This window comes from Bacillus sp. JZ34 (assembly GCF_053903205.1).
On the sequence record NZ_CP096403.1, the window covers coordinates 1908430 to 1932439 of the forward strand.

General features: G+C 46.0%; 26 protein-coding genes and 1 riboswitch. Of the genes, 23 read left to right on the plus strand and 3 right to left on the minus strand.

The genetic code is table 11. The annotated features are described in order from the left end of the window. The first annotated feature begins 1 nt into the window (after position 1). Positions 2–826, plus strand: coding sequence for a peptidoglycan DD-metalloendopeptidase family protein (locus M1D90_RS09635; protein WP_026579366.1), 825 nt, complete (start codon positions 2–4; stop codon positions 824–826). Positions 827–874: 48 nt separating this feature from the next. Here the strand turns inward: M1D90_RS09635 and serA are convergent, their stop codons facing one another. Continuing rightward, positions 875–2452, minus strand: a complete 1578-nt coding sequence (gene serA / locus M1D90_RS09640; RefSeq protein WP_023857473.1) for a phosphoglycerate dehydrogenase — start codon at positions 2450–2452, stop codon at positions 875–877. 253 nt (positions 2453–2705) lie between these two features. Beyond that, positions 2706–2839, plus strand: a riboswitch (FMN riboswitch). Positions 2840–2994: 155 nt separating this feature from the next. Between serA and M1D90_RS09645 the strand changes: the two genes are divergently transcribed. Then, on the plus strand, positions 2995–3576 hold the full coding sequence (locus M1D90_RS09645) for an ECF transporter S component (RefSeq protein WP_035338506.1): 582 nt from the start codon (positions 2995–2997) through the stop codon (positions 3574–3576). Positions 3577–3714: 138 nt separating this feature from the next. Here M1D90_RS09645 and M1D90_RS09650 read toward each other — a convergent pair whose 3' ends face one another. Continuing rightward, positions 3715–3963: a ferredoxin gene (locus M1D90_RS09650; RefSeq protein ID WP_003183064.1), complete on the minus strand. Its 249-nt coding sequence runs from the start codon at positions 3961–3963 to the stop codon at positions 3715–3717. 263 nt (positions 3964–4226) lie between these two features. Between M1D90_RS09650 and M1D90_RS09655 the strand changes: the two genes are divergently transcribed. The 17 genes from M1D90_RS09655 (at position 4227) to fni (ending at position 20610) form a co-directional block, all read left to right on the plus strand. Further along, positions 4227–5285: a helix-turn-helix domain-containing protein gene (locus M1D90_RS09655; RefSeq protein ID WP_146874486.1), complete on the plus strand. Its 1059-nt coding sequence runs from the start codon at positions 4227–4229 to the stop codon at positions 5283–5285. Continuing rightward, positions 5278–6774: a RecQ family ATP-dependent DNA helicase gene (locus M1D90_RS09660; protein ID WP_026579369.1), complete on the plus strand. Its 1497-nt coding sequence runs from the start codon at positions 5278–5280 to the stop codon at positions 6772–6774. Before M1D90_RS09655 ends, M1D90_RS09660 begins: the two co-directional genes overlap by 8 nt. Further along, a complete protein-coding gene (locus tag M1D90_RS09665) occupies positions 6768–7412 on the plus strand; it encodes a CPBP family intramembrane glutamic endopeptidase (RefSeq protein ID WP_020451986.1) in 645 nt (214 codons plus the stop codon). Before M1D90_RS09660 ends, M1D90_RS09665 begins: the two co-directional genes overlap by 7 nt. A 1-nt stretch (position 7413) precedes the next feature. Then, a complete protein-coding gene (locus M1D90_RS09670) occupies positions 7414–8142 on the plus strand; it encodes a LysM peptidoglycan-binding domain-containing protein (protein WP_026579370.1) in 729 nt (242 codons plus the stop codon). Positions 8143–8263: 121 nt separating this feature from the next. Next, positions 8264–8653 (plus strand): YpbF family protein, encoded by a 390-nt coding sequence (locus M1D90_RS09675; protein ID WP_229029999.1) that lies wholly within the window; start codon positions 8264–8266, stop codon positions 8651–8653. Positions 8654–8733: 80 nt separating this feature from the next. After that, positions 8734–9519: a metallophosphoesterase gene (locus tag M1D90_RS09680; RefSeq protein WP_020451982.1), complete on the plus strand. Its 786-nt coding sequence runs from the start codon at positions 8734–8736 to the stop codon at positions 9517–9519. 153 nt (positions 9520–9672) lie between these two features. Further along, a complete protein-coding gene (locus M1D90_RS09685; RefSeq protein WP_020451981.1) occupies positions 9673–10257 on the plus strand; it encodes a genetic competence negative regulator in 585 nt (194 codons plus the stop codon). 195 nt (positions 10258–10452) lie between these two features. Next, on the plus strand, positions 10453–11727 hold the full coding sequence (locus M1D90_RS09690; RefSeq protein ID WP_020451980.1) for a Glu/Leu/Phe/Val family dehydrogenase: 1275 nt from the start codon (positions 10453–10455) through the stop codon (positions 11725–11727). A gap of 89 nt (positions 11728–11816) precedes the next feature. Next, positions 11817–12782 carry a YpdA family putative bacillithiol disulfide reductase gene (locus M1D90_RS09695; RefSeq protein WP_023857466.1) on the plus strand — a complete coding sequence of 322 codons (966 nt, stop codon included), beginning with the start codon at positions 11817–11819 and terminating at the stop codon, positions 12780–12782. 108 nt (positions 12783–12890) lie between these two features. After that, positions 12891–13859, plus strand: a complete 969-nt coding sequence (locus M1D90_RS09700) for an asparaginase (protein ID WP_020451978.1) — start codon at positions 12891–12893, stop codon at positions 13857–13859. A 79-nt stretch (positions 13860–13938) separates the two neighbouring features. Beyond that, on the plus strand, positions 13939–14607 hold the full coding sequence (prsW, locus tag M1D90_RS09705) for a glutamic-type intramembrane protease PrsW (RefSeq protein WP_023857465.1): 669 nt from the start codon (positions 13939–13941) through the stop codon (positions 14605–14607). Between the two features lie 185 nt (positions 14608–14792). Then, complete coding sequence (gene sleB / locus M1D90_RS09710; protein ID WP_391509418.1) at positions 14793–15710, plus strand: spore cortex-lytic enzyme; 918 nt, start codon at positions 14793–14795, stop codon at positions 15708–15710. A 16-nt stretch (positions 15711–15726) separates the two neighbouring features. Further along, a complete protein-coding gene (ypeB, locus tag M1D90_RS09715) occupies positions 15727–17079 on the plus strand; it encodes a germination protein YpeB (protein ID WP_023857463.1) in 1353 nt (450 codons plus the stop codon). A 162-nt stretch (positions 17080–17241) separates the two neighbouring features. Then, complete coding sequence (locus M1D90_RS09720) at positions 17242–17418, plus strand: YpfB family protein (protein WP_023857462.1); 177 nt, start codon at positions 17242–17244, stop codon at positions 17416–17418. A gap of 80 nt (positions 17419–17498) precedes the next feature. Further along, positions 17499–18179 carry a (d)CMP kinase gene (cmk, locus tag M1D90_RS09725; RefSeq protein ID WP_025811219.1) on the plus strand — a complete coding sequence of 227 codons (681 nt, stop codon included), beginning with the start codon at positions 17499–17501 and terminating at the stop codon, positions 18177–18179. 217 nt (positions 18180–18396) lie between these two features. Beyond that, positions 18397–19545: a 30S ribosomal protein S1 gene (gene rpsA / locus M1D90_RS09730; protein ID WP_039072803.1), complete on the plus strand. Its 1149-nt coding sequence runs from the start codon at positions 18397–18399 to the stop codon at positions 19543–19545. Positions 19546–19560: 15 nt separating this feature from the next. Next, on the plus strand, positions 19561–20610 hold the full coding sequence (fni, locus tag M1D90_RS09735) for a type 2 isopentenyl-diphosphate Delta-isomerase (protein WP_023857459.1): 1050 nt from the start codon (positions 19561–19563) through the stop codon (positions 20608–20610). A 29-nt stretch (positions 20611–20639) separates the two neighbouring features. Here fni and M1D90_RS09740 read toward each other — a convergent pair whose 3' ends face one another. Next, positions 20640–20771, minus strand: coding sequence for a YpzI family protein (locus M1D90_RS09740; protein WP_003183025.1), 132 nt, complete (start codon positions 20769–20771; stop codon positions 20640–20642). Between the two features lie 72 nt (positions 20772–20843). On the opposite strand from M1D90_RS09740, the gene M1D90_RS09745 reads away from it, so the two are divergent. The 4 genes from M1D90_RS09745 (at position 20844) to der (ending at position 24005) form a co-directional block, all read left to right on the plus strand. Then, complete coding sequence (locus M1D90_RS09745) at positions 20844–21446, plus strand: YphA family membrane protein (protein ID WP_023857458.1); 603 nt, start codon at positions 20844–20846, stop codon at positions 21444–21446. Beyond that, positions 21443–22342, plus strand: coding sequence for a YIEGIA family protein (locus M1D90_RS09750; RefSeq protein ID WP_020451970.1), 900 nt, complete (start codon positions 21443–21445; stop codon positions 22340–22342). The genes M1D90_RS09745 and M1D90_RS09750 overlap by 4 nt, the downstream gene beginning before the upstream one ends. Next, a complete protein-coding gene (locus tag M1D90_RS09755; RefSeq protein WP_023857457.1) occupies positions 22339–22533 on the plus strand; it encodes a capping complex subunit for YIEGIA in 195 nt (64 codons plus the stop codon). Before M1D90_RS09750 ends, M1D90_RS09755 begins: the two co-directional genes overlap by 4 nt. Positions 22534–22694: 161 nt before the next feature. After that, entirely contained in the window at positions 22695–24005 is a 1311-nt protein-coding gene (gene der, locus M1D90_RS09760) for a ribosome biogenesis GTPase Der (RefSeq protein WP_020451968.1), read from the plus strand. The last annotated feature ends 5 nt before the right edge of the window (positions 24006–24010 follow it).

Here is a 24010-nt window from a genome sequence, read left to right on the forward strand (position 1 = left end):
CTTGAAGATACTCAGACATCAAAACTTCCTGTTCGCGATCGCATGGCTTTCGGGGCTTGCGTTTCTCGTCACTACGCCGGGAGCGGCAGCTTCAGAGTGGATTGAACCGATTAAAGGGGAGATCACAGATCAATTCGGGACGAGAGGCGGAAAGCATAAGGGGCTTGACATCGCTGCTCCCGAAGGGGAGGCTGTAGCGGCAGCCGCAGACGGAACGGTAAGCAAATCGTATCAATCCGACTCCTACGGCCAAGTGATATTTATTAAACATGACAACGGGTATGAAACCGTTTATGCCCACTTAAGCAAACGCCTGAAAAAGGAAAAAGAACGGGTGAAAAAAGGCGAGCAAATCGGAATCATCGGCAATACGGGAATATCGACCGGAACCCACCTGCATTTTGAAATGCATTACGGTTCATGGACTGAAGATAAAAGATATGCAATCAATCCGCTGACGGTGTTTCGTGAAGAAGCGTTCCGGCAAAATTCTGTTCACGTTCATCAAAACGCCGGGACAATGAGCGGTGCAGTAACCGTTCAAAAAGGGGACACGCTCTGGAAAATCAGCAGGGATAGCGGTATATCAATCGAGGAGATCATGAGAATAAACAAGTTGAAACATTCGAATCTTAAGGCCGGCCAAACACTCCGCCTTCATGCCGATGAATCGAAGACCGGCACATATGTAGTGCGGAAAGGGGATACGCTTCATCATATCGCCGAAAAAATGGGCGTTACTGTACAGCACCTCATCGAATGGAACGATTTGAAAGGAGAGCAGATTTATCCCCGCCAGCTGCTTGAGATCAGGGAGAGTTCCTAAAAAAAACGGAACCCGAAAGGAATTTCTTTCAGGTTCCGGGGCTTTTTATTAAGGAAGGTCGATGACTTTAACAGACACGATATCCGGGATGTTTTTCAGCTCATTTAAAATATCGTCCTCAAGGTGGCGGTCAAATGAAAGCATCATGATCGCTTCTCCGCCTTTTTCTTTTCGGCCCACCTGCATAGTGGCGATGTTGATGTCATGGTCTCCTAAAATTCGTCCGACATGGCCGATAGCCCCCGGTTTATCCTGGTGGTGAATATACACAAGGTGTCCAGCCGGATAAAAATCGATATCAAAGCCGTTTAAGGCAACGATGCGACCGCCGAAGTGCGGAATGTACGTCGCTCTTAAAGAGAATGTCGTCACATCTCCGGTGACAGTCACAGAAATGCAGTTTTCATAGCCTGACTCATTGGAAGAAATTTTTTCGCTGAAGCTGATGCCGCGCTCTTTCGCGACAGTGCCGGCATTCACTTCGTTGACGGTAGCCGCGACCCTCGGCTTCAGGAATCCGGCCAAAAGGCTTTTCGTAATAAATGACGTTTCAAGCTTGGCGATAGAGCCTTCATATTGAATGGCTACATCTTGAACAGGCTCATTCATACACTGAGACACAAGGTTTCCGATCGTATTGGCAAACTGATGATAAGGCTGGATTTTTTCGAATGAATCCTTTGTCATGGCCGGAAGGTTGATCGCGGACATCACAGGATTTCCTTGCGCATATTGAAGGACTTCTTCGGAAACTTGTGCAGCGACATTCAGCTGAGCTTCTTTCGTTGAAGCGCCCAAGTGAGGAGTCGCGACCACAAGCGGATGATCGATCAGTTTTGAATCGACCGGAGGCTCGACTTCAAACACATCGAGGGCAGCGCCTGCGACATGTCCGCTTTCCAAAGCTTCCAAAAGCGCCGCTTCATCGATGATCCCGCCTCTTGCACAGTTCACGAGACGAACGCCTTTTTTCGTCTTTGCGATGGTTTCTTTGTTCAAAAGTCCCTTCGTTTCTTTTGTGAGCGGGGTATGAACTGTAATAATGTCAGCGCATGCCAGAACTTCTTCAAAGCTGTTCGCGTTAACGCCGAGCTTGCTTGCCCTTTCTTGCGTCAGGAACGGGTCAAATACATGAACGGTCATGCCGAACGCTTTTGCGCGGCTCGCGATTTCGCTTCCAATGCGGCCCATTCCGATGATGCCGAGCGTTTTTCCGTAAAGCTCTGAACCGACGTAAGCCGAACGATTCCACTCCCTGGATTTAACGGAGATGTTTGCCTGCGGAATATGTCTCATTAACGCTGAAAACATTGCAAAAGTATGTTCAGCAGTTGAAATTGTATTTCCGTTTGGCGCGTTTACGACGATGACACCGTGCTTTGTCGCCTCGTCAATATCGATATTGTCGACGCCGACACCTGCTCTGGCAACAATTTTTAGCGAAGTCATCTTTTTAAACAATTCTTCGGTCACCTTCGTGGCGCTCCGCACCAAGAGAGCGTCAAACGTATGAAGCTCGTCTTCCGCTTCCGCAACATTCTTTTCTACAATTTCAATAAAATCTGCTTCCATTAATGGTTTGAGGCCGTCGCTGGACATTTTATCTGAGACCAATACTCGAAACATGTAAGATTTCCTCCTAAATAAGCGTCATAAATATCTGATAATTTACCATATTCCATAAAGGGTGTCAATGAGTTTCGCGCGGAAAGACGAAAATTAAAAATGAAATAACTGTGAATGTGCGGTTTTTAGTGTGTGGAAAAAGTGAGTTTGCCGAAATATCCTGAAGGACGCCCCAAAACAGCGCAATAAGCTTTGAATCTGTACATTTTTTCACAATTCATTTATAATAATATCAGTATCAAAAATAAATAAGATCAATCTTCGGGGCAGGGTGAAATTCCCTACCGGCGGTGATGAGCAAGCGCTCTAAGCCCGCGAGCCTCTTTAGGGGCAGGATTCGGTGCGATTCCGAAGCCGACAGTATAGTCTGGATGGGAGAAGATGGAGGTTCCGTGCGTTTTGAAATGATATTTTCAAACGTTTATTTGACCTGTCTGTAAAACAGCCCCGCTTTTTCAATAAAGCGGGTTTTTTGTTTAGGGCAGGGGGAAAGAACCATTCCTCTTTTCGTGAGATGTGATCGAAAAGGAGAGAGTGACAAAATGAAACACAACAAGGTGAGACGTCTCGTCTCAATCAGCATGCTGAGCAGCATCGCATTTATTTTAATGATGCTGAGTTTTCCGATCTTGGGGGCATTCCCGTATTTAAAAATCGATTTTAGTGATATCCCGGCACTGCTCGCTGTTATTTTGTATGGTCCGGGAGCCGGAATTGCCGTTGAAGCGATCAAAAACGTGCTGAATTACTTTATTGCCGGAAGCGCCTCAGGCGTTCCGATTGATCAGGCCGCTAACTTCATTGCCGGAACATTGTTTATCCTGCCGGCGGCTGTGCTGCTTAAAAAATCAAGTTCTGCCAAAGGGTTTGTCACAGCTCTTTTCGCAGGGACGCTTGTGATGGCCGTTTCGATGAGCATTTTAAATTATCTATTATTTCTGCCTGCCTACACTTGGTTTTTAAATGCTCCAGTGCTATCGGGAGAAGCGCTCAAAACCACAGTTTTGGCCGGAATCCTGCCATTTAATTTCATCAAAGGCATCGCTGTGGCTCTCGTGTCCACGCCGATTTTCCTTTCGTTGAAGCCGCGGCTGAAGGAAAACGTCCGCATGGCCGCCAAATAAATAGACATGAAAAATGCCCGGAACAGTGCCGGGCATTTTCAGCTGCAGAAGGAGCTGGCTTCTTTTTGCTTGTTGGCGAAGCAGTGCTTATCTGATAAAAAAACATCCGGCACTTTGTGCACCGGATGTTTTTTTGCTTTATTCGTGTTTAAGCGGGTCGCCTTCGAACGGCTCATCCGCAACTTTGATCGAATCTGTAGGACAGCCTTCAAATGCGTCCATCATGTCTTCTTCCAAGACGTCAGGGACTTCGACGACACCCTGATTGTCGTCAAGGGTGACAAACGCGATTCCCTCATCGTCGTAATCATAAATATCAGGAGCCGCAGCACCACAAGCTCCGCATGCGATGCACGTATCTTTGTCTACAATTGTATATTTTGGCATGAATAAAAAACCTCCCAGATTGTTCTTCGTTGGAACAAATGGTTTAACCCTCTATCTATCCGATATGAAACCTATTCCCATTCCTTATTGTAATGGTGTTAATCTTACATTTCAACTCAAAAATATTGAGAATGCTTATCACACAAGGGTTCTACTGCTAACATACCCCTTTTATATGAGTTTAAACGTCGATTTCTCCGCAAAATCTGTTAAAATAAAAAGAAGAAAAGATCGAATGTTGCCGGAAGATTGTAGGTGATGATATGCCGGTTCATTTTTTTGACGCCATTGTGCTCGACATTCTGTCATCCATGAAGGGTGAGCGTTCTTCAAGCGCGGTCTATCATTTATTAAAAGGAAAAAGGTCGTCACAGACGATACAGGACGCCGGTTTATTTGCCGTTTCAAAATACTTTGGCTTTTGTTCGGCTCTATCCAGAGAGCAGGTGACAGTCAGCGTTCAACAATTGAAACAGGAGTCTTTGGTCAGAGAAAAAGCGGAAAGCGGCGCTTACATCGTCACCGAAAAAGGAGAAGAGGAACTTGCCGGCTTTTTTGCCCTTTACCCGTGGCCCCGCCATTTTCACGGCGGCTATTATCAGGCGGCAGCCAAAATCATGTGGGCAAGGATGTCGCTTTTGATTCAGGTGCTCTCCAACAAACTTTACCGCGAACGCGTGTATTTACCGATCGTAAAAGATTATCAGATTCAGAACTGGGTTAAACAATATTTAAGAAGCCGGAATGCCGCTGAAACAGCAGCCCAGTTTCACCATGAGCTGAAAGAGAAGCTGTCTGTTTTGAACGATGATGAACAGGCCGCTATTTTTGTCCACTCCCTGACTTCCGGGGCAAAAGCGGGCTATACATTTAGACAGCTTTCCGAAAAAATGGACCTTGATGAGTGGTACATATATGCACTGTTTTGGGATGTTCTGCATCATTTTATTCAATCCGCCCAAAATGGTGAAAGTCCGCTTTTTCAAACGCTTATTCAGGACATTCCTTTGAATGATGGCTTGACACAATCGACGAGAAAAACGCTTTTTCTTATAAAAGAAGGGCATACAATAGACCGGATCGCAGACATTCGAAAGCTGAAAGCGGCGACGATCGAGGATCACATTGTGGAAATTGCCATTCATGATCCGTCTTTTTCCATCGATCAGTACGTGTCGAAAGAGGAGCAGAAAATCATTGCCGATTATGCGAAAGCGAACCAAACCAATAAAATCAGACAAATTAAAGAGGGGCTCGGCGGCCGATACAGCTATTTTAAAATCCGCCTGGCCTTGTCGAAAACGGTGATCAGGAATGGATAAACTTCATCAGGCGCTCCGCCGGTACTTTGGTTATCATACTTTTAAAAACGGCCAGGAAAAGATCATCAAAAGCGTGCTGGAGGGGCGGGACACGGTGGCGATGCTTCCGACAGGAGGCGGGAAATCGCTGTGCTACCAGCTTCCCGGATTGTTGAAAGACGGAACCGTCCTGATCGTCTCACCGCTTTTGTCTTTAATGGAAGACCAGGTGCAGCAATTAAAAATGCGCGGAGAGAAGCGGGCCGCGGCCTTGAACAGCGCTTTGACACACCAGGAAAAAAATGACGTATTAAGTCGGCTTCACAGCCTCAAATATCTGTATATTTCACCAGAAGCCCTCCAATCCGGCCAAGTGCTAAAAAAGCTTCAATTGCTCAATGTCAGCCTTTTTGTCGTTGATGAAGCTCACTGCATTTCACAATGGGGGCATGATTTCAGGCCTGATTATTCGAAGCTTGGAGACATCAAGGCGCTCCTCGGTCATCCCGTCACCCTGGCGCTTACAGCGACGGCAACCGAAGCGACATTGAAGGACATTTCCAATATGCTGGGGCTTAAAGGCGCCAATTATTTGATCCATTCCGTTGATCGCCCGAACATTGCGCTTCATATTGAAAAGTTGCGGGATACCGCTGAGAAGACGGAGCGACTGACAGGGCTGGTTCAAAAGCTGCAAGGTCCCGGTCTTGTTTATTGCCCGACAAGAAAATGGGCTGAAGAACTGGCTGACAAGCTTCGTGATGAGACAAAATTGAGAACGGGATTTTATCATGGCGGGATGGAGGCAAGCGACAGGATGCTGATTCAGCAGCAGTTCATTCGCAACCAGCTTGATGTAGTCTGCTGCACGAACGCCTTCGGTATGGGAGTTGACAAGCCTGATGTCAGATATGTGATCCATTTCAGCCTCCCGCAGACGACAGAGGCGTATCTGCAGGAAATCGGACGTGCGGGCAGGGATGGAAAGCAGAGCGTCAGCATTTTGCTGAAAGCTCCGGGAGACGAGGAAATCCAGGAGCAGCTCATTCAAATGGAAGCTCTCTCTCAAAGTGATATCGGCTTTTTATACGAAAAGCTTGCCGGAGTGAAAGATGAGCGAAACCGGCGGGAAGTTCTACAGCAGGCCGGTTTATCGGAAACGCAAGCCCGCCATTTTCTACATCTTTATCAGAAGGTGCATCACCTTGGCGACGACGGCCGGGCGGTCATTCAGAGGGAGATGGACAGCCGCAGGAAGCTCAAGTTGAAAAAAGCGGCTGGGTTCGCCGCCGTCACCGAAAGCGAAGGGTGTTTCAGGGAAAGCTTGCTCGCTTATTTTAATGAACAAAAAGAACCGCTGGAAACGGATGACACAGCGTGCTGTACATCCTGCGGTTTAAGTCTTGAAGCATACGAAGCCAAAGGAGACCGTCCGTCTATGAACAAATTGACAGCGTGGGAAGAAGAATTAGATGCCATATTTGCCGCCAGCTGTGATCGTGTATGCTGAAAAAGCAGTCGGAAATCATACGTCGCCTGTCAGACAGGGAAATGCTGAAACAGCTCTATTTTTCCCAGATGCTGATGCTTTTTACCGCATTATTGATGGGCATCTTTTTATTTGATGATGCAGACGATTTTTTGTCGCTTTGGAATCCATCGGACTTGAGCATCTTGAAATACGGGGCGCCGCTCGCGGCTCTCGTGATTATCGCCGACCTGATGGTGATGAAATGGGCTCCGAAGCATATGTATGACGATGAAGGGATAAATGAAAAGCTTTTTCGTGAACGCTCGTACCCGCATATCGTGATTCTTACCCTTTTCATTGCATTTGCAGAGGAAATATTGTTCAGAGGCGTTATTCAGACGCATTTCGGTCTCTGGGCAGCGAGCATTATTTTCGCGATTTTGCATTTTCGTTATTTGAAAAAATGGCTGCTGTTTGTAATGGTTGTGTCCATCAGCTTTTTGCTCGGATTGAGCTTTGAATGGACAGGGAATTTATTCGTTCCTGTGACGGCACACTTTTTGATCGATGTTGTATTTGCGTGCCAGATTCGTTTTCAACACGTAAGGAGGAGTTCGCATGACGGAGATGTCAAGGATAGAGAGGAAGAAGAAGGAGCAGGAGAAGACCCGTGCTGAAATGAGCCGGGAGGCGGCCGCAGCTGTTGAACTGAAGACACCTGATGATGACATTCCTTCCAGGCAGACGTATCACAAAAAAAAGAAGCACAGCAAAAAAAAGAATAAAGACAGAAATCCGCTATTCACATCACTTGCAGTCATGTTTGTTTTCATTCCGATCATCGTCTTCGTGGTGTTTATGTACATGCTGAACCAAGACAAAGGCGGCGATTCCAACTCTGATCAGTATGATAATGTGTTTTATGAAAACAAATCCGGTGAGACGGGAATGACGAATGAAAATCAAAACGGTGAACAAGAAGCGGATCAAAAGGCGGCTTCGCAGCATACAGCCGCCGCCCTTCAAGAAGAAAAGCTGAAAGAGAACAAACAATCGGAAAATAAAGAGGATGAACCGTCAAAAAAAGACGAGCAAAAGGAAAAAGAGCAGCCTAAAGAGGCAAAAAAAGCTGAGGAGAAGCCTGTCGCTGCAAAGAAGCCTACCGCACCGAAGCAGCCTGCGGAACAAGAGAAGAAAACGGCAAGCGCAGCTCAAACGCCGCCTGTTCAGCAAGCGCCGCAGCCCAAAAAGGTGCTGAAGCACACGGTTGGCGAAAAAGAGACGCTTTATCGGATTTCGATGAAATATTATAAGAACCGGTCAGGAGAGGAAAAAATCCGCAATTATAATCAATTATCAGGCAACAATGTCTACACCGGCCAGATTCTGAATATCCCGATTTATTAACAATGGCATCATTTTGCCCGCGAATACATATACATTGTACTATCAAATAGGACAAGGTGTGAGGACTGTGGGAAGCGAGCTTGAAGAGCTGAACCGTTTTACGGACGAACCGACGAAACAAATGCTCCGCGCCTTAATTAAAAGGAAGAAAAAGTACGAAAACTATGCCAGACAGACATTCAGGTGGCAGGCGCTGGCGGCGATATGTGCGGTTTCGTTTTGTTTGTTTGCAGCGTCAAAAGGGCTCGGGCAAAACGGCTTCCTTTCCGGCTTGCTGAATGACTCCGTCTACCTGCTTTGGATTTTGTCGGCCGCTTTTGCATACAGCACCGCTTACTATTTTAAAAAGAAGGAAGAAAAAGCAGAAGGGGAATTTCATAAGCTGAGATGCGAGATTATTCAGAAAAGCACGGATTTATGGCCCCAGCCTGAAGAGTGGAAATCAAGGGAAACGGTTTTTAAGATCATGAAACAGCAGTATGACATTAATCTTTATTTTGAAAGCAAATAAAAAAGACGTTTTCTTATTAAAAGAAACGTCTTTTTGCATAAAGCCGTCTTATGATAAACAAAACAGATTGGAGAATGCACATGATCTATTGGCTCAGTCTGGCTTCGGCCGTTTTCATCGGTTTTGCTGCTTTAGTGTGGAAAATGTCAGGTATCGCGCGAGAAAACCGGGTATTGAAAGCCGAGTTTTCGCTCAGGCGCCTAAATAACGAATTGACCGTCTTTTTTATTTCGGATATTCATAGGCGGACAGTCAGTGAAGACATTATTCGTGAAGTGAAAGAACACGGGGTTCAGCTCGTCTTGATCGGCGGCGACTTAGCGGAGGGCGGCGTTCCTTATTCGAGAATTGAAGAAAATATCAAAAGGCTTTCAAGTTTGGGAAAAACGTATTTTGTATGGGGAAATAACGATTATGAAGTTGATCAGGAAAGGCTGCAGGAAATATTCAGGGCACACGGCGTAACGCCTTTGCGCAATGCTTCGGTTTTGCATGACCATCAAGGACAAGCCGTCAATATTTGCGGAGTGGATGACATCAGGCTCGAATTGGATGATTACCCGGCAGCGCTCAGAGGCGTGCAGCAGGATTTTCCGACCATCCTTGTGTCACATAATCCGGAGATTCATCATCAAATACAGGAGACGGACGGTATTGATCTCATATTGAGCGGTCATACCCACGGAGGACAGATTCGCCTCGGCAGATTCGGGCTCTGTGAAATCGGAGGAACCGGAACCGTTCATCAGGCGCCGTACTTGATCAGCAACGGCTATGGCACATCGAAGCTTCCGCTGCGGCTGGGAGCGAGGCCGGAAACCCATCTGATTAAGCTGGTCCCGGGACCCTGCATGGAAGGAAACTGATGCTTTTTCACTGAAAAGGAACGAAAAGGCGGCATTGTGCTTGTCTTCCGCCCAAACACAGTGTAAACTGGTATCAAAATTAAGAACCTATGACTCATCATCTCCATATAATAAGATATATGATGTGTGCAAGAAGAGGCAGGAGGGAACGTTATGCGGCTTGAGCGTCTAAATTATAATAAGATCAAAATCTTTCTGACACTTGACGATCTGACAGACCGGGGGCTGACGAAAGAAGACCTTTGGAAAGACTCATTTAAAGTTCAGCAGCTGTTTAAAGACATGATGAACGAAGCGAATACAGAGCTCGGGTTCGAAGCGAATGGCCCAATCGCTGTTGAAGTGTATTCTCTTCAAGCACAAGGAATGGTCATCATTGTCACAAAAAATCAAGAAACAGATGAAGACGATAATGAGTATGATGAGGACTATATTGAAATGCAAGTCAAACTTGGCGAAAGTGTTGACATTATATATGAATTTCAAACGTTTGAGCATCTGATTGAACTTTCCAAAAACCTGGACCGCATCGGTATTCAAGGCGGGACAGTCTACCACTATGAAGACAGGTATTTCTTAAGTCTCGACGATTTTGACTCCCATGAGGCTGACGGCGTGATTTCGATTTTAGCCGAATATGGGAATCCGACGACTTTAACGATTTACAGGCTTCAGGAATACGGAAAGAAAATCATGGAAAACAATGCCGTTCAGACCATTCAGACATATTTCAAATAGCCCGCATTCAAAAAAGATATTCTGCTGTGTTAAACAGCAGTTTTTTTCTGCCGAAAATAAGAATATAACAAAAAAGATTTTTCTCGAATATTTTCACGAAAAATGGTTGATTGTTCTTTGCATGATTAGTGCAAGGGTGTATACTATTCTCTGAAAGGACAACATGCCAGAAAGACTTTAGGAGGTTAACTTATAATGGTAGCCGATCAAAACACCGGTCATACTGAAGAAAACACACATGACGTTTTGAAATCAACGCAAACGGTGATACATAAGGCGCTTGAAAAATTGGGGTATCCTGAAGAGGTGTATGAATTACTAAAAGAACCGATCCGTTTTTTAACGGTGAAAATTCCGGTTCGCATGGACGATGGATCTGTTAAGATTTTCACGGGCTACCGAGCCCAGCACAATGATGCAGTAGGGCCGACAAAAGGCGGCATCCGTTTTCATCCGGGAGTTACAGAAAAAGAAGTTAAAGCGCTTTCTATTTGGATGAGTCTGAAATGTGGCATCATCGACCTTCCATATGGAGGCGGAAAGGGCGGGATCATCTGTGATCCGCGGGATATGTCCTTTCCTGAACTGGAACGTTTAAGCAGAGGGTACGTCCGGGCGATCAGCCAAATTGTCGGACCGACAAAAGACGTGCCGGCTCCCGATGTATTTACCAATTCTCAAATCATGGCATGGATGATGGACGAATATTCAAGAATCGACGAATTCAACTCGCCGGGCTTCATTACCGGCAAACCGCTCGTTTTAGGTGGTTCTCACGGCAGAGAATCTGCGACAGCAAAAGGGGTTACAATCTGCATTAAAGAGGCGGCGAAAAAGAAAGACATCGACATTGAGGGAGCTTCTGTCGTCGTGCAGGGGTTCGGAAATGCGGGAAGCTACCTTGCGAAATTCATGTATGACGCGGGTGCAAAAGTTGTCGGCATTTCTGATGCATACGGCGGCCTGTATGATCCTGAAGGGCTTGACATCGATTACCTGCTTGACCGCCGGGACAGCTTTGGAACGGTCACAAAGCTGTTTAATGACACCATTACAAACAAAGAACTGCTGGAACTGGAATGCGACATTCTGGTGCCGGCTGCAATAGAAAATCAAATTACCGCGGAAAACGCCCATAACATCAAGGCGAAAATCGTTGTCGAAGCAGCCAACGGCCCGACGACGCTCGAAGCGACGAAAATTCTTTCCGACCGCGGCATTCTTCTTGTACCGGACGTGCTGGCAAGCGCCGGCGGTGTAACCGTATCGTATTTTGAGTGGGTGCAAAACAACCAGGGATTCTACTGGACTGAAGAAGAAGTTGAAGAACGTTTGGAAAAAATGATGGTCAAGTCGTTCAACAATATTTACGAAATGGCGCACAACCGCAGAATCGACATGCGGCTTGCAGCCTATATGGTGGGCGTCCGCAAGATGGCGGAAGCATCCCGCTTCAGAGGCTGGATATAGGTTCAAACATTTGCAACAACCCAAAAAATCTCCTATCATAAAATAGGAGATTTTTTGATTTGCCCGATATGACAGGAGATGAACGGAACATGAAAGAAGAAAAAGTGATCATTATCGGCGGTGGCCCCTGCGGGCTTTCAGCAGCTATTCACATGCAAGAGATCGGAATAGATGCACTCGTCATTGAAAAAGGAAACATCGTCAACAGCATTTATCAATATCCTACACACCAAACCTTTTTCAGCTCAAGCGAAAAACTTGAAATTGGCGATGTCGCTTTTATTACTGAAAATCACAAGCCGGTCAGAAATCAGGCGCTTTCTTATTACAGGGAAGTCGCCAAGCGGAAAAATTTGCGGATCAACGCGTTTGAGAAAGTTCAATCCGTCACAAAAACAGAAAATAACCAATTTGTCGTGGAAACATCAAAGGATACGTATTTGTCGTCATTTTGCGTGATCGCAACGGGATATTATGACAACCCGAACTATATGAACGTCCCGGGAGAAGACCTTCCGAAAGTGTTCCATTATTTTAAAGAGGCTCATCCGTATTTTGATAAAGATGTTGCGGTTATCGGCGGGAAAAACTCAAGCGTCGACGCGGCGATGGAGCTCGTTAAAGCGGGCGCAAGAGTGACCGTTCTGTACAGAGGGAACGAATATTCCTCCAGCATCAAACCATGGATCCTTCCCGAATTCCTTTCGCTTGTCAAGCACGGAAAAATCAGAATGGAATTCCGGGCGGTCGTCAAAGAAATTACGGAAGAAGAGCTGATTTTTTCTGTCGACGGAAAAGAGACCAAGATCAAAAATGATTTTGTATTCGCGATGACAGGCTATCACCCTGATCACGGCTTCCTTCAAAAAATGGGAGTCGAAATTGACGCGGAGTCGGGCCGTCCTTCCTTTAATGAAGAAACGATGGAGACGAACGAAGAAGGCATCTTCATCGCCGGCGTTATTGCGGCCGGGAACAACGCAAATGAAATCTTCATTGAAAACGGACGTTTTCACGGCGGCTTAATTGCAGCTGAAATTGCTAAACGAATATAAAACCAATATTTTATGATTTGTATCAGGCAAAAGAGAGCATATTCTATATATAGATGTGCTCTCTTTTTTTATCGGCACACAGATCAACATGAAAAGGGGCAGCCTGACATGAAAAAGAAAGTAGCTCTTATTACAACAGGAGGAACGATCGCCAGCCGGAAAACCGAAAGCGGCAGGCTTGCGGCAGGGGCGATCAGCGGTCCTGAATTAGCCGAAATGTGCAGCCTGCCGGAAGATGTCCAGATCGATGTCTATCCGGCGTTTCAGCTTCCGAGTATGCATATTACATTTCAGCATTTACTAGAACTCAAACAAACCGTCGAACGCGTTTTTCAGGACGGCAGCTATGACGGCGTGGTTGTGACGCATGGTACGGACACGCTTGAAGAAACCGCTTATTTTTTAGATTTAACCTTGCAGGATGAGAGGCCGGTCGTTGTCACAGGCTCACAACGAGCCCCCGAGCAGCAAGGAACAGATGCATATACAAATATCAGACACGCCGTTTATACAGCGTGCAGCCCAGATATAAAAGGAGCCGGCACGGTCGTTGTTTTTAACGAGAGGATCTTCAACGCGCGCTACGTTAAAAAAGTGCACGCTTCGAATCTGCAGGGTTTTGACGTATTCGGCTTCGGTTACTTAGGGATTATTGACAATGATAAAGTATACGTTTATCAAAAGCCCTTAAAGAGGGATGTTCATCAGCTGCAAAGACCGCTTCCTGAAGTGGATATCGTCAAATGCTATCTGGATGGAGACGGCAAGTTTATCAGAGCCGCTGTCCGCGAGGGTGCAGCAGGGATCGTCCTTGAAGGAGTTGGAAGGGGACAGGTACCGCCGAATATGGTGGGCGATATTGAGCAAGCTTTACATCAGGGCGTTTATATCGTCATCACGACGAGCGCAGAGGAAGGCGAAGTGTATACGACCTATGACTATGCGGGCAGCAGCTATGACCTCGCAAAAAAAGGGGTCATCTTAGGCAAGGATTATGACAGCAAAAAAGCGAGAATGAAACTGGCCGTCCTTCTTGCAAGCTATGAAGAAGGTATAAAAGACAAATTCTGCTACTAGGCGGCCCGTTCTTTTTCAATTTCAAAACAATCAGAATCATGGTAGGATAGAATGAGATGAAAAGGAAAGAGGTTTCCTCATGTTCGGAATTATCTCAGCAGGCTTAGCTCCCGGAATCGCACTGTTAATGTATTTTTACTTAAAGGAAAAATATGAATCCGAGCCCATTCATATGGTCATCCGCCTTTTTATACTGGGGGTCTTGCTCGTTTTTCCGACGATGTTTATCCAGTATGTATTGGAAAAAGAACACATTTCTGAGGGCAGTTTTGTCGTTTCATTTTTAACTTCCGGCTTTTTGGAAGAATTTTTAAAATGGTTTTTGCTGATGGTCAGCGCTTTTCAGCATATCGATTTTGATGAACACTATGACGGGATCGTATACGGGACAAGCCTTTCATTGGGGTTTGCGACGCTTGAAAATATATTGTATCTCATCGGGAACGGGGTGGAGTACGCTTTTATGCGCGCTTTGCTTCCGGTTTCCAGCCATGCCTTATTCGGAGTGATCATGGGCTTTTACATCGGCAAAGCCCGTTTTTCCTCAAGTAAAACAAAGATGAAATGGCTGTTCTGCTCGCTTTTTATTCCGGCTTTGCTTCACGGTCTCTACGATTATATTCTGCTCGCCTTAAAAAACTGGATTTATTTTATGCTGCCCTTTATGGCGTTTCTTTGGTGGTTCGGCTTGCGCAAAGCAAAAAAAGCCCGTTCCGTCAAAGCCGGCGGGCAGTCTCTTCAGCAATAGCCGCCTCGAGCATAGGCGGTTTTTTTCATTTTCTGTCCGGCATATTTACCTAAAGTTGAAACAGAAAGGAAAGCGTGTATAAAATCTGCCTCTCTACAAAAGATATGGGTACAAAAATGCTGGAGGAGGCTTAAAACATGAAGTCGAAAGGTTCTTTTTGTTTGAATGTCATTTTATGTACCATTATGGCAACCAGTCTTTCACTTCCATTCAGTCAAAAAAGCGCTGCCTTTTCTGAACAGGTGATACAGCGGGGGGCGACAGGGGATGATGTGATTGAACTGCAGGCAAGGCTTCAATACAACGGCTATTACAATGGCAGAATTGACGGAGTATACGGATGGGCGACATACTGGGCCGTCCGCAATTTCCAAAATCAGTTCGGCTTAAAGGATACAGACGGCCTGGTCGGGCCGAAAACAAAACGATTTTTAATCAATCATACTAAATATTACAGCGACTACGTGCACAGACAACTTCGAAAAGGAAACCAATTTACACATTACGGCGGGATGCCGCTGAAGTATCAGACGAAGCCTTCAAAAGAAGTGCAGCAGCAGGCGAGAAAAAAGGCGGAAGCAAGACAGCAGCAGGGCGCACAGCAGCAGGGCACTGCCCAAAAGCAGCCGCAGCAAAAGCAGCAGGCCGCTCCTGCACAGCCGAAAAAACAAGCGCAGCCAAAGGCTGCACCTAAACAGCAGGCGCCTAAAAAACAGGATGCCGTTGCAGCCAACATGCCGGGCGGTTTCTCGAACAACGACATTAATCTGTTGGCCCAAGCGGTTTACGGTGAAGCGCGCGGAGAACCGTATGACGGCCAGGTTGCTGTTGCAGCCGTTATTTTAAACAGGCTCGACAGCCCTACCTTCCCGAACACGGTGGCTGGTGTTATCTTTGAACCGCTTGCATTTACAGCTGTCGCGGATGGACAGATTTACATGACCCCGGATGAAACGGCGAAAAAAGCCGTTCTTGACGCCATCAATGGCTGGGATCCGTCAGAAAATGCGACTTACTACTTTAACCCTGACACGGCCACTAGCTCATGGATTTGGGGCAGACCACAAATTAAAAGGATCGGTAAACACATTTTCTGTGAATAAAAGCGAGGTGCTATAAATGATCAGAGGAATTTTAATCGCCCTTTTAGGTGTCGCCATCGTCGGAACAAGCTATTGGGGCTATAAGGAACATCAGGAGAAAGACGCCGTTTTGCTTCATGCCGAAAACAACTATCAAAGGGCATTTCACGATTTAACTTATCAGGTGGATCAGCTGCATGACAAAATCGGGAGCACACTTGCGATGAACAGCAAAAAAACCCTGTCTCCCGCCTTGGCGGAAGTATGGAAGACGACTTCTGAAGCGCATAACAATGTCAGCCAGCTGCCGCTGACCTTAATGCCGTTTAACAAGACAGAAGAATTTTTGGCAAAGGTCGGAGATTTCAGCTACAAAGCAGCCGTGCGCGACCTTGACAAAGAGCCGCTTAATAAAAAAGAGTACGCTTCTTTAAATCAGCTATATGAAAATTCAAAGGATATACAAAATGAATTGCGTAATGTCCAGCATTTGATTATAGACAAAAATCTGAGATGGATGGATGTGGAGCTTGCGCTCGCGTCCGGCCAAAAACAAAGCGACAATACGATCATTAATGGATTTAAAACCGTTGAAAAAAGCGCAAGTGCGTTTTCTGATACAGATTTAAGCGCGACAGAGATGACGAACACGAAAAAAGAGCAGCAAGGGTACGACCATTTAAAAGGCAAGAGAATAACCGAAAAAGAAGCGCGCAAGATTGCCCAAAAATTCGCTCAGGACAAAAATTACAATATCAAAGTGTCGAAAAGCGGCAAGAAAACGAACAGGGATGTATACAGCATCAGCATGCAGGACCCTGATCAAAAAGCGGATATTTATATGGACATTACCGAAAAAGGCGGATATCCGGTTTATCTGATCCAAAACAAAAAAATTAAAGATGAAAAAATCAGCCTGAACGACGCGTCGAACAAAGCCCTTCAATTTTTGAAAAAAAACGGCTATAAAACCGAAGACCTGAAGATGGATGAAAGCTCGCAATACGACGGCGTCGGCGTATTTTCGTTTGTTCCGGTCCAGGACGGCGTCTGGCTCTATCCGGACAGCATCCGCATCAAGGTCGCGCTTGACGACGGCGAAATTACCGGATTTAATGCAAAGGATTTCTTAATCTCCCATAAAAAAAGAGACTTGCCGAAGCCGAAATTAACGCTTGAAAAAGCGAAAGCAAGCCTGAATCCCAATGTAAAGGTTCAGGAGACGCGCCTTGCTTTAGTCACAAACGAGCTTTCACAAGAAGTGCTCTGCTACGAAATTCTCGGCACGATTGAAAACGATACATTCCGCATGTTTATCAATACTGAAGACGGCACGGAAGAGAAGGTCCAAAAAATGAAAAGTGCAGAACCGATATATAACGATTTGTAAAACGATAGATCAGAGGGAAAAGGCGGATACATGCCTTTTCCTTTTTAGCATTCGGAATAATTCGTCCTAAACATTTCCATACTGAACGTATGGGCGGAACGTCCGCCGGTGAAAATTGAACATGCCCGGTGCCATAAACTTTCCGGGCAGCGGAGGAATGTTATGAAAACAATTGAACGGTTATTATTTAAGATTCTTGTCGTACAGGCGGTCATATTAATCAGCGTGCAGCTTCTTTTTCATTTCTCCAAGGCTGAGCCTTATCTGTCAAAAGTTGTGCAGTATGAAGGCGTGAACAACATGAAAATCGGCGAATGGATCGAGACATTTAAGCCGTAAATTCACGCTAAAATCTCCCCTTTTTCGCCTGATACATGATACAATCCTATAAGGAGTACCAGATAGCAAGGAGAGGAATTATGGAAAAGAAATTATGCATTGCAATAGACGGCCCTGCGGCAGCCGGAAAAAGCACCGTGGCTAAAATCGTGGCCGGAAAAAAGTCGTATATTTATATCGATACGGGTGCCATGTACAGGGCGATTACGTATTTAGCGCTGAAAAAGGGCGTCGATTTAAACGACGAAGCGGCGTTGACGGCCTTGTTAAAAGAATCTGCCATCGATCTCACGGTTTCGCCTGAAGGGGAGCAGAAGGTTTATATCGCAGGCGAAGATGTAACAGAGGCGATCCGCACGGATGACGTGAGCAACCAGGTTTCAATCGTCGCCAAATACGCCGGGATCCGCGAAGAAATGACGAAAAGGCAGCAGCAGCTGGCTGAAAAAGGCGGCGTCGTCATGGACGGCCGCGACATCGGTACCCACGTTCTCCCGAATGCGGAAGTGAAAATATTTCTTTTGGCGTCCGTTGAAGAGCGGGCAAAACGCCGCTTTGAAGAAAACGTCAAAAAAGGGTACAATGTAAACTATGAAACGCTTGCAGAAGAAATCAGGCGCCGTGACAAACTCGATTCAGAGCGCGAGATTTCGCCGTTGAAAAAAGCGGACGATGCGCTTGAAATCGATACGACTTCACTGACGATCGATGAGGTGGCCGAAAAAATCCTGCAGGTTGTAGACAAAAAGGCTCAAAAATAAAAAATCCGGGCAAATTACTTATTGTCTGCATGTTTTGACTTGACAAACACAGGCTTTTATTAGAAGTTAGTAATAATAAATCATGTTTTAGAACATTCAAATATCCATTTTTGAATGGTTCTTTAATACATATCGGCTGTCCGGATCGGATATCAATTCGTCCGGAATAACCGTTTTTACAAAAGCTGTGTAGGTTTGGACCAAGGAGGTTATTGAAATGACAGAGGAAATGAATCAAATTGATGTTCAAGTACCAGAGGTTGGAGATGTGGTGAAAGGTATTGTAACGAAAGTTGAGGACAAGCATGTCGATGTTGACATCCCCAACTGCAAGCAAACCGGAATTATCCCAATCAGTGAATTATCAAGTCTTCATGTTGAAAAAGCATCAGATGTCGTCAATGTAGACGATGAGCTTGAATTAAAAGTGACAAAAGTGGAAGACGATGCATTGATTTTATCAAAACGTGCTGTTGATGCAGACCGCGCTTGGGAAGACCTAGAGAAAAAGTTTGAGTCAAAAGAAGTGTTTGAAGCCGAAGTAAAAGACGTCGTCAAAGGCGGTCTGGTCGTCGATATCGGCGTGCGCGGATTCATTCCCGCATCGCTTGTAGAGGCGCATTTTGTTGAAGATTTTACAGATTATAAAGGAAAGACGCTTACTTTAATCGTCGTTGAGCTTGACAGAGATAAAAACCGCGTGATTTTATCACACCGTGCGGTTGTTGAAAAAGAGCAGTCGGAAAGAAAACAGGATTTTCTTCAAACGCTGGAAGCGGGACAGGTACTTGAAGGAAAAGTGCAGCGCCTGACAGATTTCGGTGCTTTCGTTGACATCGGCGGCATTGACGGTCTTGTTCACATCTCCCAGCTGTCGCATTCACACGTTGAAAAACCGTCAGACGTAGTCGAAGAAGGCCAGGATGTCAAAGTCAAAGTGCTGTCCGTCGACCGCGACAATGAGCGAATTTCGCTATCAATCAAAGAAACGCTTCCTGGGCCTTGGTCCAACATCGGCGAAAAAGTGAAGCCTGGAGACGTATTGGACGGAAAAGTCCAGCGCTTGGTGAGCTTCGGTGCGTTTGTCGAAGTGCTGCCTGGAGTTGAAGGCCTCGTCCACATTTCGCAAATCTCGAACAAACACATCGGAACACCTCATGAAGTCCTTGAGGAAGGCCAGGGCGTTAAAGTGAAAGTTCTTGACGTCAACGAAGAGGAAGAGCGCATTTCTTTAAGCATGAAAGAGCTTGAAGAAAACACCGATAAAGCAGAGCAGGAAGATTACCGTCAATACCAGGCGAAGGAAGAGTCTTCAGGATTCCAGCTTGGTGAAATGATCGGAGACAAACTGAATAAATTAAAGTAAAATTTGGTGATGATGGTGACGCGAGCAAAAAGAAAAAAAGAACACATTGATCATGCCTTGTCCACCGGACAGAAACGTCAGACCGGGCTTGATGATATTACGTTTGTTCACGTCAGCCTTCCGGAAACGGAATTGTCACAAGTTGATACTTCAACCAAAATAGGCGAACTGTTTTTAAGTTCGCCTATTTTTATCAATGCGATGACAGGCGGGGGCGGGAAGGCGACGTTTGAGATCAACAGGGCTTTGGCGAGGGCGGCTGCACAAACGGGCATACCGGTCGCTGTCGGCTCGCAAATGTCCGCTTTGAAAGACCCTGATGAACGTCCTTCATACGAGATCGTCAGAAAAGAAAATCAGAAGGGTCTTGTATTCGCCAATTTGGGGAGCGAAGCGACGGTGGATCAGGCCAAACGAGCGGTCGACATGATTGAAGCCGACATGCTTCAAATTCACCTCAATGTGATTCAGGAAATTGTCATGCCTGAAGGCGACCGCAGCTTTACAGGTCGCCTGCACCGGATTGAAGACATCTGCCGAAATGTCAGCGTACCGGTCGCCGTAAAAGAAGTGGGCTTTGGCATGAGTAGGGACACCGCGGCCCGGCTTTTTAACGCCGGGGTCCAGGCGGTCGATGTTGGCGGTTTCGGAGGAACGAATTTTTCGAAAATCGAAAATTTGCGCAGAGATAAAGCGGTTCAGTTTTTCGATCAATGGGGCATATCGACAGCAGCCAGCCTGGCCGAAGTCAGCTCTCTGTTCGGCGATCAGCCGATTATCGCATCCGGAGGCATTCAAGATGCCCTTGATCTGGCCAAATCGATAGCGCTGGGTGCGTCTGCGGCGGGGATGGCGGGCTATTTTCTCCAAGTGCTGACAGCTTCGGGAGAAGAGGCGTTAGCCGCCGAAATCGAGAGCCTGATCGAAGATTTAAAAAGGATCATGACCGTCTTGGGGTGCCGGACGATTGAACAGTTGAAAAAAGCACCGCTCGTCATCAAGGGCGATACATATCATTGGCTGAAAGCGAGGGGTGTTGACCCCTTTGTTTACAGCAAGCGCTAAAAAAACCGGCTTCTCATGAGCCGGTTTTTTTACGGGTTTCGCTTCCGTGCGTCCTCCGCACTTTCGAGAGAGGCGGCCCCATTGTAGCTGATGGACTGGTCACGGTCGGATTCGGTTCGCTTCTGCTGTTTCAGCTTCTTTTCCTGCCTGTCTTTTCCCAACGCTGTTCCCTCCTTATCGCACGTTTAAAAAATCTCAAGTCACTCCATACTGAAAATGGAGGACGAAAACATATGGAAGAATTCTATTATTATTGGTCAATGTGGTTTTTATGGGTGTTAACGACTTTTATTCTTGAGAAAAACAGCTTTCGCTTTTATGCGTCAGCATTTATTCTGCTCAACATCATGTTAAGTATGTATCAGATTCAGCTCTTTCTGCATTTTAATGCCGCCTATTTGTCGTTTTATATAGGAGCTTTCATGCTGTGCGGTTATTTAAGGCTTCATAAAAGCGTCAAGCGGCTCCTGCTTCATTTGTCGATGGTGTCCGCCTACGGTTTTTTGTTTCTGTTTGCATTATATGACCCTGTTTGGTTTATCCTAAAGCCTGAATGGCTGACCATCATTCTGTTTGTCATCATGACGACGGCTTTTGAAAGAAGCTTCGCCGCCCGTCTCGGGATGTTTGTGCTCGGTGCGTGCCAGGGGGAGCTCTTGTATACATTCGTCATCAGAAAGCTTTATGGAGACATTGCAGCCGGCGGTTATTCATGGCTGTCAATGTGCGCTGCGGGAATCGTTCTCGTTTACGGAATCTCCCAGTATGAACGGCTGATGCATCAGTTCTATCACAAATGGAAGCGATTGAATAAAGGAGCAGCAAAAATGTCATGAGCCAATATACTTATCCGATCATCTTGGGAATTATCGCCGGTATTGTTGTCAGAGTGTACATGCTCCGAACCGACTACCGCCAGTACCCCACATATCTTCATGGGAAAACGATACATATTGCGCTGGCTTTGATCGCTGCCAGCATTGGAGCGATCATTATTCCGTCGATCTTAAAATCGGATTATACAGCGATTACGTTTTTAACGCTGGCTGCAACCCAATTCAGGGATGTCCGGAATATGGAACGCGAAACATTGACGCAGCTTGACGGCTATGAACTTGTTTCAAGAGGCAGCACGTATATCGAAGGAATTGCGATCGCCTTTGAAAGCAGAAATTACATTGTCATTTTCACATCGCTCCTGACGACCCTCGCATATATTCTGTTTTCATCGGTATGGGCAGGCCTTGCTGCAGCTTTCATCTGTTTTATCTCGGGCAGGATCTTAATGTCCGGAAGCTTTATTAAGGACATCGTCGATATAGAGTATAAAAAGCCTCATTTTGAAGGAGCCGGCCTTTATGTTGACAATATTTACATTATGAATATCGGGCTTCCTGAAAAACAGAAGCTGATTTTGGAACACGGCATGGGTTTTATTTTAAAACCGAAAAATTTTAATTCCGCAGTAACCATTGCCAATCTCGGGCAAAGGCAAGCGATTTTATTCGACGTTTCCAATGTGCTCGGCGTGTATCGAGACTCCGGAGAACCCTCTCTTTCGCCGCTGGCGAAAAGGGATTTGAATGACGGGCGGGTCGCGGTTTTTGTCCTTCCGGTCATCAAGGACAAGGAGACGGCGATCAGGGTCATCGGCGATGTTCCGACGCTGGAAAACGCCATTCGCGTACCGATGGAATTTATTAAAGAAAAGCACAGCAAGGTGATAAAATGAGCGAATCAATCGAAAAATTCATCCTCGCCGTCGTCACAACAAGGCGAGAGCGAGTGATCGGAGGGACGGCTGCATTTTTCTGCGACACCCCCGAGGAAATGAACACGTACGCGAAAAACCTTGAAGCCATTCTCGACGGAATCGCCCACGGAATAGGAGATGACCTTTATTTGATTGTGAAACATTTTTAATTACAGTTGTGATCTTTTTAGAAATTGATATAATATATGAGTTAAGCCCTTCTCATGGAATAAGAAGGGTTTCTTTCTTCAAACTGATTTTTTGAAAAGAGAAATAAATGATGATTCATTTAAAGATGGAAAAGCTTTACTGAATTGAAAGGAAGGGTACTATGGGAAAACCTGTCGTAGCCATAGTTGGAAGGCCCAATGTGGGGAAGTCCACGATCTTTAACAGGATCGCTGGCGAAAGAATTTCGATTGTGGAAGATACACCTGGCGTGACGCGGGATCGGATATACAGCTCTGCCGAGTGGCTGAATCACGACTTCAACCTGATTGATACAGGCGGAATCGAAGTCGGCGATGAGCCGTTTTTGGCGCAGATTCGCCATCAGGCCGAAATCGCCATGGAAGAAGCAGATGTGATTATTTTCATGACGAACGGCCGCGAAGGCGTCACGGCTGCTGATGAAGAAGTGGCAAAAATTTTATACCGTACAAAAAAACCTGTCGTTCTGGCGGTTAATAAAGTGGATAATCCTGAAATGAGAGCAAACATTTACGATTTTTATGCCCTCGGCTTTGGCGAGCCGTACCCAATTTCAGGGACGCACGGCCTCGGTCTCGGCGATCTGCTTGACGCGGTCAGCGAACATTTTAAAAACATACCCGAAACGAAGTATGAGGATGAGGTCGTTCAATTTTGCCTCATCGGCCGGCCGAACGTCGGAAAATCCTCTCTTGTAAACGCCATGCTTGGAGAAGAGCGCGTGATCGTCAGCAATATTGCGGGAACAACGCGCGACGCCATTGACACGAGGTTTACATACAATCAAAGAGACTTTGTCATCGTTGATACAGCCGGGATGAGAAAAAAGGGAAAAGTGTATGAGGCAACTGAAAAATACAGCGTCCTCCGGGCTTTAAAGGCGATCGACCGCTCAGAAGTCGTCTGCGTCGTCTTGGACGGCGAAGAAGGCATCATCGAGCAGGACAAGCGGATTGCCGGCTATGCGCATGAAGCGGGAAAAGCCGTCGTCATCGTCGTGAATAAATGGGATGCAGTCGAAAAAGACGAGCGGACGATGAAAGAATTCGAAGAAAAGGTTAGAGATCACTTTCAATTTTTGGACTACGCGCCTGTTTTGTTTATGTCCGCTTTGACGAAAAAGCGCATCCATACGCTGATGCCTGCAGTCATGACGGCAAGCGAAAACCATTCGATGAGGGTGCAGACCAATATTCTTAATGATATCATTATGGATGCAGTGGCTATGAACCCGACGCCGACGCATAATGGCAACCGCTTAAAAATTTATTATGCGACACAAGTGGCTGTGAAGCCGCCGACATTTGTCGTATTTGTCAATGATCCTGAGCTGATGCATTTTTCTTACGAACGCTTTTTGGAAAACCGGATACGCGACGCCTTCGGATTTGAAGGAACACCAATCAAGATTTTCGCAAGAGCAAGAAAATAAAGAGG

Coding starts and splice junctions, on each gene's coding strand:
- serA (WP_023857473.1), bottom strand. CDS start 2,452: ATGTTTCGAGTATTGGTCTCAGATAAAATGTCCAGCGACGGCCTCAAA.
- M1D90_RS09645 (WP_035338506.1), top strand. CDS start 2,995: ATGAAACACAACAAGGTGAGACGTCTCGTCTCAATCAGCATGCTGAGC.
- M1D90_RS09650 (WP_003183064.1), bottom strand. CDS start 3,963: ATGCCAAAATATACAATTGTAGACAAAGATACGTGCATCGCATGCGGA.
- M1D90_RS09655 (WP_146874486.1), top strand. CDS start 4,227: ATGCCGGTTCATTTTTTTGACGCCATTGTGCTCGACATTCTGTCATCC.
- M1D90_RS09660 (WP_026579369.1), top strand. CDS start 5,278: ATGGATAAACTTCATCAGGCGCTCCGCCGGTACTTTGGTTATCATACT.
- M1D90_RS09665 (WP_020451986.1), top strand. CDS start 6,768: ATGCTGAAAAAGCAGTCGGAAATCATACGTCGCCTGTCAGACAGGGAA.
- M1D90_RS09670 (WP_026579370.1), top strand. CDS start 7,414: ATGAGCCGGGAGGCGGCCGCAGCTGTTGAACTGAAGACACCTGATGAT.
- M1D90_RS09675 (WP_229029999.1), top strand. CDS start 8,264: ATGCTCCGCGCCTTAATTAAAAGGAAGAAAAAGTACGAAAACTATGCC.
- M1D90_RS09680 (WP_020451982.1), top strand. CDS start 8,734: ATGATCTATTGGCTCAGTCTGGCTTCGGCCGTTTTCATCGGTTTTGCT.
- M1D90_RS09685 (WP_020451981.1), top strand. CDS start 9,673: ATGCGGCTTGAGCGTCTAAATTATAATAAGATCAAAATCTTTCTGACA.
- M1D90_RS09690 (WP_020451980.1), top strand. CDS start 10,453: ATGGTAGCCGATCAAAACACCGGTCATACTGAAGAAAACACACATGAC.
- M1D90_RS09695 (WP_023857466.1), top strand. CDS start 11,817: ATGAAAGAAGAAAAAGTGATCATTATCGGCGGTGGCCCCTGCGGGCTT.
- M1D90_RS09700 (WP_020451978.1), top strand. CDS start 12,891: ATGAAAAAGAAAGTAGCTCTTATTACAACAGGAGGAACGATCGCCAGC.
- prsW (WP_023857465.1), top strand. CDS start 13,939: ATGTTCGGAATTATCTCAGCAGGCTTAGCTCCCGGAATCGCACTGTTA.
- sleB (WP_391509418.1), top strand. CDS start 14,793: ATGGCAACCAGTCTTTCACTTCCATTCAGTCAAAAAAGCGCTGCCTTT.
- ypeB (WP_023857463.1), top strand. CDS start 15,727: ATGATCAGAGGAATTTTAATCGCCCTTTTAGGTGTCGCCATCGTCGGA.
- M1D90_RS09720 (WP_023857462.1), top strand. CDS start 17,242: ATGAAAACAATTGAACGGTTATTATTTAAGATTCTTGTCGTACAGGCG.
- cmk (WP_025811219.1), top strand. CDS start 17,499: ATGGAAAAGAAATTATGCATTGCAATAGACGGCCCTGCGGCAGCCGGA.
- rpsA (WP_039072803.1), top strand. CDS start 18,397: ATGACAGAGGAAATGAATCAAATTGATGTTCAAGTACCAGAGGTTGGA.
- M1D90_RS09745 (WP_023857458.1), top strand. CDS start 20,844: ATGGAAGAATTCTATTATTATTGGTCAATGTGGTTTTTATGGGTGTTA.
- M1D90_RS09750 (WP_020451970.1), top strand. CDS start 21,443: ATGAGCCAATATACTTATCCGATCATCTTGGGAATTATCGCCGGTATT.
- M1D90_RS09755 (WP_023857457.1), top strand. CDS start 22,339: ATGAGCGAATCAATCGAAAAATTCATCCTCGCCGTCGTCACAACAAGG.
- der (WP_020451968.1), top strand. CDS start 22,695: ATGGGAAAACCTGTCGTAGCCATAGTTGGAAGGCCCAATGTGGGGAAG.